At 32.1% G+C, this 12,286-nt stretch carries 14 protein-coding genes, 1 pseudogene and 1 other annotated feature; of the genes and pseudogenes, 5 read left to right on the top strand and 10 right to left on the bottom strand.

What is annotated here, in order from left to right; all coding sequences use genetic code 11:
* From TA89_RS01305 to TA89_RS01275, 7 genes and pseudogenes are all read right to left on the bottom strand, one after another.
* A pseudogene (locus TA89_RS01305) lies at positions 1 to 812 on the bottom strand (hypothetical protein); the annotation flags it as partial.
* Between the two features lie 141 nt (positions 813 to 953).
* Positions 954 to 2,174: a tyrosine--tRNA ligase gene (gene tyrS, locus TA89_RS01300; RefSeq protein WP_040210260.1), complete on the bottom strand. Its 1,221-nt coding sequence runs from the start codon at positions 2,172 to 2,174 to the stop codon at positions 954 to 956.
* Between the two features lie 188 nt (positions 2,175 to 2,362).
* Complete coding sequence (locus TA89_RS01295; protein WP_040210259.1) at positions 2,363 to 2,776, bottom strand: hypothetical protein; 414 nt, start codon at positions 2,774 to 2,776, stop codon at positions 2,363 to 2,365.
* Between the two features lie 194 nt (positions 2,777 to 2,970).
* Positions 2,971 to 4,065, bottom strand: coding sequence for a sensor domain-containing diguanylate cyclase (locus TA89_RS01290; RefSeq protein ID WP_040210258.1), 1,095 nt, complete (start codon positions 4,063 to 4,065; stop codon positions 2,971 to 2,973).
* 103 nt (positions 4,066 to 4,168) lie between these two features.
* Positions 4,169 to 4,660 carry a YajQ family cyclic di-GMP-binding protein gene (locus TA89_RS01285; RefSeq protein ID WP_040210256.1) on the bottom strand — a complete coding sequence of 164 codons (492 nt, stop codon included), beginning with the start codon at positions 4,658 to 4,660 and terminating at the stop codon, positions 4,169 to 4,171.
* An 80-nt stretch (positions 4,661 to 4,740) separates the two neighbouring features.
* Positions 4,741 to 5,859 (bottom strand): Ger(x)C family spore germination protein, encoded by a 1,119-nt coding sequence (locus TA89_RS01280; RefSeq protein ID WP_040210255.1) that lies wholly within the window; start codon positions 5,857 to 5,859, stop codon positions 4,741 to 4,743.
* A 4-nt stretch (positions 5,860 to 5,863) separates the two neighbouring features.
* A complete protein-coding gene (locus TA89_RS01275) occupies positions 5,864 to 7,255 on the bottom strand; it encodes a spore germination protein (protein WP_040210253.1) in 1,392 nt (463 codons plus the stop codon).
* Between the two features lie 95 nt (positions 7,256 to 7,350).
* On the opposite strand from TA89_RS01275, the gene TA89_RS01270 reads away from it, so the two are divergent.
* From TA89_RS01270 to TA89_RS01260, 3 genes are all read left to right on the top strand, one after another.
* Complete coding sequence (locus TA89_RS01270; RefSeq protein WP_040210252.1) at positions 7,351 to 7,980, top strand: GerAB/ArcD/ProY family transporter; 630 nt, start codon at positions 7,351 to 7,353, stop codon at positions 7,978 to 7,980.
* A 53-nt stretch (positions 7,981 to 8,033) separates the two neighbouring features.
* Positions 8,034 to 8,441, top strand: coding sequence for an SLC5/6 family protein (locus TA89_RS01265; RefSeq protein ID WP_040210249.1), 408 nt, complete (start codon positions 8,034 to 8,036; stop codon positions 8,439 to 8,441).
* Positions 8,442 to 8,621: 180 nt separating this feature from the next.
* Positions 8,622 to 8,786, top strand: a complete 165-nt coding sequence (locus tag TA89_RS01260) for a zinc-ribbon domain-containing protein (RefSeq protein WP_040210248.1) — start codon at positions 8,622 to 8,624, stop codon at positions 8,784 to 8,786.
* Positions 8,787 to 8,820: 34 nt separating this feature from the next.
* Here the strand turns inward: TA89_RS01260 and TA89_RS01255 are convergent, their stop codons facing one another.
* Positions 8,821 to 9,369: an ECF transporter S component gene (locus TA89_RS01255; RefSeq protein ID WP_242850052.1), complete on the bottom strand. Its 549-nt coding sequence runs from the start codon at positions 9,367 to 9,369 to the stop codon at positions 8,821 to 8,823.
* 125 nt (positions 9,370 to 9,494) lie between these two features.
* Between TA89_RS01255 and TA89_RS18465 the strand changes: the two genes are divergently transcribed.
* Positions 9,495 to 9,647: a hypothetical protein gene (locus tag TA89_RS18465; protein ID WP_187119252.1), complete on the top strand. Its 153-nt coding sequence runs from the start codon at positions 9,495 to 9,497 to the stop codon at positions 9,645 to 9,647.
* A gap of 57 nt (positions 9,648 to 9,704) precedes the next feature.
* Positions 9,705 to 9,933, top strand: a binding site (T-box leader).
* Positions 9,934 to 9,978: 45 nt separating this feature from the next.
* Positions 9,979 to 10,977 (top strand): tryptophan--tRNA ligase, encoded by a 999-nt coding sequence (gene trpS, locus TA89_RS01250; protein WP_040210246.1) that lies wholly within the window; start codon positions 9,979 to 9,981, stop codon positions 10,975 to 10,977.
* 126 nt (positions 10,978 to 11,103) lie between these two features.
* On the opposite strand, the gene TA89_RS01245 is transcribed toward trpS, so the two are convergent.
* Positions 11,104 to 11,718 carry a nucleotidyltransferase family protein gene (locus TA89_RS01245; RefSeq protein WP_040210244.1) on the bottom strand — a complete coding sequence of 205 codons (615 nt, stop codon included), beginning with the start codon at positions 11,716 to 11,718 and terminating at the stop codon, positions 11,104 to 11,106.
* Between the two features lie 113 nt (positions 11,719 to 11,831).
* A partial coding sequence (locus tag TA89_RS01240) for a phosphotransferase enzyme family protein (protein ID WP_040210243.1) occupies positions 11,832 to 12,286 on the bottom strand: 455 nt, incomplete at its 5' end.

Below are 12,286 nucleotides of genomic sequence, written 5' to 3'. Positions count from 1 at the left end.
TCTTTTCTGTCCTTTAACGTAACCTTTCCTTCCTCTTCCCCTTCTGAAGTCTCTTTATTTTTTAAATTAATCCTATGATTATCTGCAGTAAAATAATCTTCCTCTATATCTTCTGACAGCTCTAGAGATGCTTTTTTTATTGTATTATATATACTTCCCCATTCTTTAAATATTCTATTGAAGCTATCTATATTTTCAGGGGTAATCATTATTTCATTTTCCATAAAGGTCAATAAATCCTCTGTACTTACTTTTGGTAGCATTTTAAAAGCAGACTGCAGCAATTCTCTTAAATAGGCTTTTGATTCAGGAGCTAATGCTGGATTTTTTATGTTGATGTATTTTTCTATAAAACCATCTATATATCCCTCATCATTTTCCGCTTTATTTCTTGCATCTATTACACTCTTAGCTAAATTTATATTTTCCTTGCTTAAAGTTATGTTATGCCTTAAGAGCATTAAAACCAGATCTAAATCTTCTCCGGAAACTCCAAGTTCCATGAGATAATTATTAAAAACAGGTGCTTTGATTCCGCTTTCATTTTCCGAAGGAATGAGCTTTAATAAAATTTTCCCTTCCTTAAAGCCTTCCACCTGAAATTTTATCATATCCTTAGGAAGATTCTCAGTATTACCTTCTATTTCAGCACTAAACTGCCAGCCATCAATAAGCTTTATATTATAGCTGCCATCCCTTTCTAAAGAGACTATTCTGCCCTTAAAGGTTTCTCCTACCTGAAAAGACAGTTTATTGGCTATTTTCTTACTTGAAGGATTGTTTAAATTATTTATATTCCATAAAGCCGGCATTTCATCACCTCATATTATCACTATATATTTAATTATCGGAATCCCCAGGTAACAACTGTAATAAAGATGTTAATAAGAAAAGCATTAAATTCCCCTTGTAATCTTCAACTTAGGAAATTTAATGCTTTTACTTAGTTTTGTCTATTCAACAATGATTCTGTTATAATTTTTCTTTCCTCTTCTTATCATGCAGGCACCATCTTTTATATCATCTTTATTAAGGATTCTTGTAAAATCCTCAACTTTTTCATCATTTAAGGATAAGCCTCCCTGCTGAATTAATCTTTTTCCTTCACCTTTAGAAGGTATTATCTTTGTTTCAACCAGTATATCCAGTAAAGAGGAACCCAGTCTATCTGATAATATTGTAACTGAAGGTACGCTGCTTAAATCCTTTCCTGCACCGAAAAGAGCTTCTGAAGCCTCTTTTGCCTTCAGTGCTTCTTCTTCTCCATGAACAAGTTTTGTAACCTCAAAAGCCAGAACCTTTTTGGCTTCATTGATTTTAGAACCTTCTAACGCTGACAGCCTTCTTACTTCTTCCATAGGAAGGAAGGTCAATAGTGAAAGGCATTTTTCCACATCACTATCATCTATGTTTCTCCAGTATTGATAAAACTCATAAGGAGATGTCTTTTCAGCATCAAGCCAAAGTGCACCTTTTTCTGTTTTACCCATTTTTTTGCCTTCACTGTTTGTGAGAAGTGAGCAAGTCATGGCATAAGCAGGCTTTTGAGCCTTTCTTCTTATAAGCTCCATCCCTGCAATCATGTTAGACCATTGATCGTCTCCTCCAAGCTCCATTATGCATCCATATTTTTCATTTAAAACATAAAAGTCATATCCCTGCATGAGCATATAATTAAATTCCAGGAAGGACAATCCATTTTCCAGCCTTTGTTTAAAACATTCCGCAGTAAGCATTCTATTTACTGAAAAATGTACTCCTATATCCCTTATAAAGTCTACATAATTTAAATCTAAAAGCCAATCACCGTTGTTAACTAAAAGTGCCTTATCATCACTAAAGTCTATAAATCTTTCCATCTGCTTTTTAATACTTTCAATGTTGTGTGAAATCTCTTCCTTAGTAAGCATTTTTCTCATATCGGTTTTTCCTGAAGGATCACCTATCATGGCTGTTCCTCCACCCAGCAGAGCTATAGGCCTATGTCCTGCTTTCTGCATATGAGCCATAAACATCAAAGCAATAAAATGGCCCACATGAAGGCTGTCTGCTGTAGGATCGAATCCTATATAAAATGTAACTTTATCTTTCTCTAATAGCTCCTTGATTTCATTCTCATGGGTTAGCTGCTTTATATACCCTCTTTCCAGTAACTCCGTGTAAACACTTGACATTGGGCGTCCTCCTTTATTGTTTCATATACAATGAATTATCTTCTTTTTACTAAACAGAAATAATATTTTATAGTAAAATATCAAATATATTTTATAATAAATAAATGAAAACTGCAAAATAAGTTTAAATTAAAAAAGCTCCTATAAGGAGCTCTCTTTATCTAAAATATGATTATTTTCAAAGTTTACTAAGCAACATACTTTTTAATAAATTCCGGTATTTCTTCATAGGCTTCTTCGTTTATATTGATGAAAAAGTTGACATTAAACTGTTCACTCATTTTATCTAATTTCGAAAATAAAAGTGCCGCATCAGGAAGATTTCCAGATATAATATTAGACAAACCATCTATATAGATTTGTTCAATATCATAGTCTCCCGAAAGAATGCCGCACAAATATCCATAAAAGCTCTCAAAGTCCTTCAATTGAAAGTCTTTTGTAGTTATAAATCTTATTTCTCTTTTCAGTGAATACATTGGTCTGCTGTCATCATCGATGTAAACTATATTTCCTTTGATAACATCAGACTGTGAGTTAGCAAGATCAATTAGTCTCTTTGTTTTTCCAGAACCTCTTTTGTTACAAAATACCTGAATCATTAGGACCACCCCTTTTATTTTTTTAGGTGAAATAATTGATTAAATTAATTATATAATATTCAGAATATTTTATCAATAGTTCTCCGATGTCAATCAAAACCTATTTCCTTCGGATATTTTAATTTACCATGTTAATTCATCAAAAACCTTTATTTTTCATATTTTTTTAAAAAATAAATGCTTAAATCTATTTTTTAGATATAAGCACTTGAACATGTTTTACTTAATAAAACCTTGTTTTTTCCCGTTTCCTTAGCTTCATACAGCATTTCATCAGCTATATATAAAAGCTCCTCGATATTATCCCCATCTAAAGGATAAAAACTTATTCCAAAGCTCGCCGTGATAATTTTAGATTTATTTCCAAAGGTTATAATGTTATTTGAAACCTTTTCCCTTATGGTATTTACTTTTTTATAAACCTCTTCTATGGAAGAAGCATCCTTTATATATATAATAAGCTCTTCTCCTCCATATCTTGCCAATATATCTTCAGTTCCAATGCTTTTTTCTAAAAGCTTTACAGTCTGCATCAAAACTTCATCTCCGAAAAGGTGTCCATATGAATCATTTATCCTTTTAAAATCATCTAAATCCAGCATAACCACAGCAAATCTTTTATTTATTCCCTCGTTTATCTTGTTACGCATATAATCTATAAGATATTTTCTATGATAAATCTTTAAAAGCGGATCCTTTTTCGCACTTTCTGTGATTTTCTTATATAAAAGGCTGTTTTCTATAGCTATACCAATCTGGTTTGCAATAGAAGAAATAAATTTTATGTGATCGTTTGTAAAAAAGTTAAATAATGAATGCTCCACAACTATATATCCCATGAATTTTTCTCTAAGCTTAATTGGTACTCCAATAACTGAGTGAATATCACTTCTGGATTTTATACATCCAAATATAGATAGAGCTGAATTGATTACAAAGGGGTTTTCGTTTTGAATTTCTCTTAAGAAAGTTTCTTCTAGTATGTTAATATTATTTGCTATACTGTTTGTTGCCTTAACAGTAAGCTCTCCATTTTCTTTTAGGTAAATGGAGGAATAGGTTGCCCCCAATATACCTATCATCATATCGTTTATCATGGGTATAAGGTTTTCATTACTTAAATAGGAATTTATATATTTACTGATTTCTACTACGTTAAAAAAAGCATCAAGATTTTTTTCCAGTTTCGTATTCTTTTCATTAAGAATCTGAATCTGGCTTTCAGCAAAATTTTGATAAGTTTCAAACTCGGTTAAAAGATTTATATATAGGTCCTTGTAATCTTTCATATTGCTACTCTCCTAACGCCTGCAGTATTAAATCATATATAAATAAAATAGTATAACTCTAATTTAATAATTAGAGTTATACTTTATACTTATTATACTATTATTACCTATAATTTGTAAATTGCAGTGGTATATTAAAATCTTTTTCTTTCAGCATTGCAATTACTTCCTGGAGGTCATCTTTTGCTTTTGCACTTACCCTAAGTTGGTTCTCCATTATTTGGGTTTGAACCTTTAGTTTGCTGTTTTTTATTTCTGATGCTATTTCTTTAGCCTTTTCCTTTGAAATTCCATTTACAATTTTTGCCGATACCCTTGCTGTACCCAGTGAAGCTTTTTCTATTTTCCCTAAATCAAGAGCCTTAGGAGATATACCCCTTTTTACCAGCTTTCCCTTTAAAATTTCAATAACAGTCTGCAGCTTATATTCATCATCAGAAACAATTTTAATCTCATCTTTTAAAATCTCGATTTCAGATTTGGTATTTTTAAAATCATATCTTTGATTTATTTCCTTTATTGCCTGATTAACTGCATTATCAACTTCCTGCATATCAACCTGTGATACTACATCAAAAGAATATGTACTTGCCATTTCTTCATCCTCCTTAACCATAATATAACAAGCTATCTACAGTTTAGAGTATTTTCAAAAAATATTCAATAGCTGCAGGTTTATTCAGCATTTTGTATTCTGCTGGAACCTTCGATTTTCACTTCTGCATTTATACTTATTACTGTATTCTTTAAAATATCCTCTATTTTAACATGGGGATATTTCTTTTCTATCTCCCGGCTTACATTAAATAAATCTATATCTTTATTTTTATATTCCTCAAAAAGCAAAACACCATACTTTTCAATGTTATCCTTAGCACTCTTTTCCAGCATATGTACATTTTCTTTGGTTAAATTCATATTTCCCTGTACTTCACCTAAGCTGGCATGAATTTTTATATTCTTTATAAGCTGGATTTTACCCTTGTTATACTCTATTTTTGTTTTAGTGTTTCCCTTAAGGATTTCCAAAGTAGCAAGCTTCTCCTTATCGCCGGGGTTAATTACTTCTAAAGTTCCTTTTTTAACTTTGTTGGTAAGTAAATTGTAGCTTAATCCAAGAGGAAGAAAAAGCTTACCGGATAGTTTTTCATCTTTTATAATAGCTCCGCCCACCAGCTTTATTTTATCCTCCAGCACTTCTTTTCTCACCTCTAAAGCCGACATTATGGTTACTCCGCTGCCTATATTCCTGTTAACTATATAATCATTTAAGTTCAGGTGAACCGTTCTGGGAGAGGTTTGCATTTTATTTACTATTTCATTGAGAAAGCTTCCCATGTACTCTTCGTTATTGGCGGCAAGCTTCATTATCCTTTTTATATCGCCATAATATATGAACAAAAAGGATCTTACATTAAATTCCTGATCCCGATTTAAAAAGTCAATATAATTCTGAAGTCCTTTTTCTGCAGCTCTTTCTGAAAATATCACAGCTTTGTTTTGAGAATAATTAATTACGTAGCTGGAGGTAAGATTCATGTTTCTCACAGCCTCAAATAAAGATTTTCCTTCGGACTTATACATAACCCTCATTCCCTTTTCTGAGCTTTCACTGGCATTTCTGTAGGGTTTAAGTGTATCTGTATACAGCACTATGTTATCATTTTCATCCACATCTATCAGCATGCTTGTAACGAATATAACCCTGTTTATATCTTTATAGTTGTAGCATGCAGAGAAAAGGATACATATGACTATAAGCAGAGGTATAAAACAGCTCTTCTTTCTGGCCAATTATTCATTCCTCCTTAAAAATACTCTGGGAAATATCTTCTAAGTTGCCTCTTAGGAATATATCATGGAAATTAAATTTTTTAGAGGTTCCTATAGGAAATACATAATTATATCCGCAGCTATCCAGCGAAGCTATATGGGAAATAAGCAGTACAAACCCTACATAAAAACCCGGAAGCCCCATAAGACTTGAAAAAAACAATATCACCAGAGACCAAAGGGAGGCAGCTGTATACAGTTTTGGTATGAGAAAATAAGATACCGTGCTAATGGCTACCACCACCAGCGTTATCCTCGACGCCAACCCGGCTCCTACTGAAGCTTCTCCCAGTATAAGAGCTGATACAATGCTCATAGCGGTTCCTATGGGCTGAGGAAGCCTCAGTCCAGCTTCTTTAATAAGCTGAAAGAAAAACATCATAAGCAGCACTTCTACTATCGTAGGAAAAGGAACTCCCGCTCTTGAAACCGCCATTCTAAAGATTAATAGAGAGGGTATAAGAGAAAAATGATAAGTGGTTATTGCCAGGTAAAAACCAGGAAGCAAAATTGCTAAAAAGAATGCTATCCACCTTATAATTCTGGTAAAATTGCTGAAATATTTATTTAAGTAGTAATCATCAGCAGTTTGAAAATTCTCCATAAAAAAATGAGGAGCAGTAGCAACAAAAGGAGTTCCGTCAACTACTATGGCCACCCTACCCTCCATTATCCTTGCTGAAGCAGTATCCGGTTTTTCTGTATATCCCATGGTGTCAAAGGCTGTAGATTTGCTCTTTAGCTTTTCTTCAACATAGTTAGTATCCAAAACGAAGGATGAATGAATGTTTTTTACAGCATCTTTTACTTTATTTATAAGACTTTCCGGAGCTAAACCCTTTATATAAACCACACAAACCACTGTATTGCTCTTATCCCCTGCATAAATAGGTTCCACCTTTAAGTTTGGATTCTTTATCCTTCTTCTTATAAGGGTAACGTTATCTACAAAGGCTTCTGTAAAGCCCTCCCTAGGTCCTTTTATCACCTGTTCCGTAAGAGGTATACCCACGCCTCTTTTTGCATACCCTTTAACTTCACAATAGAGAGCTCTTGTTTCCTTGCCGGATATTATCAAAATATCTCCTGATAATATATGTAGAAAAGCATCCTCTTCATCTTTTATCCAATTTACCATATTGATATTGAGAACTTTATTTTTAATATCTGTTAAGCTTAAAATATCGCTTCCCATAAGCTCTAAAGGCCTGATTATATAGTCACTTATAAATACTGTGTTGCAAAGAGTATCTATAAAAACCAAAGTTAAATCTCCAATTTCTGTGCTTATGTTTCTGTATTTTACGTCAAAGTTGCTTTTAAATGTTTCCTGTATATGAGTAAGTAAATCCTTCATTTTATCACCCCAATATATTATCAGCTTTGTCAGGGTTTAATATTCATTTTTTTGAGAATAATAACAATGTAACAAAACGGAGAAAGGTTGATAAAATGGACACATTATCTTCAAAGCATATGATATTTTTAATCTCAGGAGCCGCTATAGTTTCTTTAAATAGTTATTCATCCATATTTATAAGGACAGGGGGAAGGGATAGCTGGCTGGCTATGATTACAGCCTCTGTAATCATTCTTTTAATAGTCTGGTATTTCATGAGTGCAATGAAAAGAAGTAACTGCTATGATATAAAAGAAATCCATTATAAAGCCTATGGAAAAACACTGGGAAGCATCATACTGTTCCTGTATGCCCTGATGCTTTTAATAACTGCAGTAGAATGTTCCGCAGTAGAAGCAAACTCCATACATACTAATTTGTTTATAGAAACTCCTATGTGGTATTTGATTTTATTCTTTATAGTACCAGCAGTTTATCCTATTAAAAAAGGCTATACCTCTATATTTCTAACAACAATTATCACTGTGATATTAATATATTTAGCCTTTGCTACCACGGAAGTTCTCGCTGAAAAATATAAAGACTATAACCACCTTCTTCCCCTTATGCAGGTAGGACTTCATAAAAATTTCTTAAAGTCTATACTTCAAATATTGGGAGTATACGGTTCTTTATTTATAGTGCTTCCATACATTTCAGGAGTATTAGAAAAAAAAGGTTAACAACACATTTTGTTATAGGGACCCTTATCCTTTCAATAATATCAATTTACTCAATGATTGGAATTATAGCTTCCTTTGGTCCCGCCAGAGCATCTAATATATTCTATCCAAAAATTCTGCAGTCTCAGAGAATTTATTTTGGAGGTTTTATAGAGTTCGGTGAACTTTATATACTTATTCAAATTGTAGCAAACTACTTTATAAAATATATAATAGCCTTCTATGCTTTTGTGATTATATACAAAAATATGTTCAATAAAAGACCTTTTGCTTATTATTTTATTTCATTTGTTATTTTTATTGCATCCTATGCAGTTTCAAAAAATACAATTATATTTTTTTCACTGCTAAATTTCTATTCATATCTTTCTTTCATAGGTTTTATTGTTATTCCATTTTTAACCTTTACACTACTTTTTTTAAGAGGTGGTAAATATGATAAAAACCTTCCAAATACTTAGTATTCTTGCCATTAATAAGTAAATTTAATATTGATAAAATACCCCTATATGTTATAATATATATGTGAATTATTAGTTTCAAATAGCAGGTAATTTTATAGTCATAGTACTTCCTTAAGGTATAGGAAGCTCTCATTGATCCGTAAAATTATCCCTATATTTAAGGAGGTATTTAAAACCATGGAAGACAAGAAAATATTATGTAAAGACTGCGGAAACGAATTTGTATTTACAGTAGGAGAGCAGGAATTTTACAAAGAGAAAGGCTTTGAAAACGATCCAGTTAGATGTCCTGACTGCAGAAAAGCTAGAAAAGCTCAAAAAAATCAAAGAGAGAGAAGATAAACAAATAACCTGCGTATACCGCAGGTTATTTTTATTATTTACTGTTTAAAATTAACGTTTTTTCTAAGGCCTTTATTAATGGTATAGACATTATTATCCCGGAAACCGACTGAAATATATTAGCTGGAATATCCTTCAATGCAAAGATAAAAGCTGCTGACACACTGATAAACTCACCGGTTAACATTGTCCCTATTAAAACCTGAGAAAAATAATAAGCTGCTACCATCCATACACTTGCTGCTACAAAAGCAATTCCCTGTATTTTAATACTTTCTTTTCTGCTTTTTTCAATTATATATCCGGCAATATATGCCATTACTCCCTTTATTATAAAAGTAAAAGGAGCCCATAAAGCAAATCCGCTCATTAAGTCAAAAAGCGCCATGCCGACAGCTGCAGAAACCGCTCCTTTTTTTCTTCCTAAAATTGCTGCTGCAACAAAGACCATGCAGTCTCCTAAATGAAGAACTCCTCCGGGAGTTGGTACATGTATTATAAAAGCTGCTAAAAATATTATAGCTGCCATCAAGGAAACCTGTACTAATATCTTTAAGTCTCTATTCATAACATCACCATCCACAATATTCTCTCCAATAACATTATAGTATTATTTTATAAAAAGTTAAACAAAAAATATATAAAGGAATTATTTCATTAAATTTAGGAAAAATAGATGTAACAGACAGTTATACGGAGGTGTATAACATGGAATTTTTAAGGTGGCTTGGCGGAATAGCAATAATATTCTGCTTAATACGGATTATCTTTAAAATTGGAGGTTCTCTTATAAATGTTCTTATTATTACAGCAGCTATAATCTTTATAGTAGATTTATTCTTAAAGAAGAGAAAAGGTTGATTTTTATAGACTATTGACATAAAATATATAAAGCACTATTATATTATTAATAAAATATTTAAATCGTTGATGAGAAGTAAGTAAGCTTTAACACATGCTTTAAGAGAGCTGTAGAGGGTGTAATTACAGCAGCAATGCTTTAGCTGAATGGGTCTCTGAGTGTATAAGTGAAATATAAGTAGCTTATCCCGCAGGTTCTGCGTTAAAAGAACAGGATATATTTGTATCTTATTAAGATGAGATTTTTTCTCAAATTAGGTGGCACCGCGTAAACTACGCCCTATGGATTTATCCATAGGGCTTTTATTATTAAGCACTGGAGTTGATAAAAATGGAAGAAAGAAAAAAGGTTATTTTCAGCGGAATACAACCCTCAGGGGATTTAACCCTTGGAAACTATTTAGGGGCTCTAAAAAATTGGGTAAACCTCCAAGACTCTTATGACTGCTATTTTTGTGTAGTAGACCTTCATGCTATTACAGTAAGACAGGAACCCAAGGACTTAAGAAGAAGAACCCTAGAAATCCTTTCAATTTACATTGCAGCAGGAATTGATCCGGAAAAAAACACTTTATTTATACAATCTCATGTTCCTGCCCACAGTGAGGCTTCATGGCTGTTAACCTGCTCTAGCTATATGGGGGAACTGAGCAGAATGACACAGTTTAAGGATAAATCTCAAAACATGGGCGATTCCATCAATGCAGGATTATTTGTTTATCCTGTGCTTATGGCTTCAGATATACTCCTTTACAATACTGATTTAGTCCCTGTAGGAAGTGATCAAAAACAGCATCTGGAGCTTGCCAGAGATTTGGCTGAAAGGTTTAATCATCTTTATAGCCCTACATTCACTGTGCCTGAACCTTATATCCCTAAATCAGGAGCTAAAATTATGGACTTACAGGATCCAACAAAGAAAATGTCTAAGTCCTCTCAAAATCCTAATGCCTATATATTAATAATGGATCCTCCTGAAACTATTAGAAAGAAAATAAGCAGAACCGTTACAGACAGCTTAGGAGTTATAAATTATACTGATGATCAACCAGGAATAAAGAACCTTATAAATATTCTAAGCGCAATAAAAGATATATCTCCTGAAGAAGTGGTTTCTCTTTATAAAGGTAAAGGCTATGCGGAATTTAAAAGAGACGTAGCTGAAGCTATAATAGAAGAGCTTGAACCTCTTCAGTCTAAGGTTAAAGAGCTTATGAACAATAAAGAGTATTTAGAAAGTATCTATAAACGAGGAGCTGAAAAGGCTAACTACGTTTCAATGAAAACTTTAAGAAAGATGCAGAAGAAGATTGGATTTATACCGAGGTAAAGATAATTTAAAATTAAGAATTAAAAATTGAGTAGGAAATTCCGGAGGAATTTCCTACTTTATTTTGCATTTTACATTTTTAATTATCACTTTAGTTCTTTCTATACTTTAGAATAGTGATTAAAATTAGCCTTCCCATGGAGTAATTTTTAAGTCCGGCCATTTATTTAACCAGCTTGACACTTTATTTTCATAAATCTCCTTAGTTATTTGTGATTTGTTTGCTCGTACAATTTTCCCAAATAAATCATTTAGTCCAAATGGGGCATATACTTTGAATTTATTATTTTTTTCTTTTCTAACCCCAATTGATGTAGCAGTTGTAGGCCATGTATTTAAAGCAGCTTCAAGAGATGTATAGGGTTCAATGTCATATCCAAAATGACTTTTATACCATAGATGAACCCTTGCTTGATTCTTTACATCAACATGAATTTTTAAATCTGAATATAGGTCTTTTACCTTTGATATAACTCTATTTTCAGACTGAAAATCTAAATTATTATCATCAAAATAGACAAAATCAATATCTTTTATACCATAATCTAACGAATTATTAGAAAGGTAATTCCAAACTGTCTGCGTAATACAACCTGCACCTATATAGTAATTGTCTATGCCTAATAATTTTCCTCGTTCAATTGCTATATTAATAATTTCATTTGCCATAAGTATTGTTTCTAATACTTTTAATTGTGCATGGATATCTAAATTATAACCATTTAATAATTCATATTTCATAAATATTCCTTCTTTACTTACATTTTAAGAATTATAAAACCTATCTTTTCACAGACCTATAATCGAGGTCTTTATACAGGCTATTTAGGTTTCTGGGATATGAAATCAATTTCTTAAAGAGAGTAAAAGACCTCGGTACCAGCTAAAAATTTTTTACATAAGATATTACAGCTCTCTGCTGCATCGGTTTTAATCCATGTATTTCTATTATTATCACGCATAAACATAACATAACTTATAAATGTGTCCATGAATATAAAACCTTCGATGTACTTTAATTTATCAAAAGAGAAGGAGCTTTTTGAAGCATATCCATGTAAAAAGATTTTTCGTAAACTGCTCTCAAGAATAGAAGCGGCACTTCCTAAATCAAATAAATAGTATCCATATCCAAAAAAGCCAAAATCTATAAAACATGGGTTGTTATTATTAATTACGATATTCCCTAATTGTATATCAGCATGGATAAGTCCCCATGAATCTTCTTCCAAATCCAATTCTCTCATTTGCTTCTTTATCAAAGTAAGTACTTCTTTAATAATTTCATATTGTTCAAGAGTAAATAAGT

The sequence above is a fragment of the Clostridium polynesiense genome, assembly GCF_000820705.1.
GTDB classification, from domain to species: Bacteria; Bacillota; Clostridia; order Clostridiales; family Clostridiaceae; genus Clostridium_AA; species Clostridium_AA polynesiense.
Note: the sequence above shows the minus strand (reverse complement) of the source record. Positions and strands in the feature narration are given on the sequence as shown.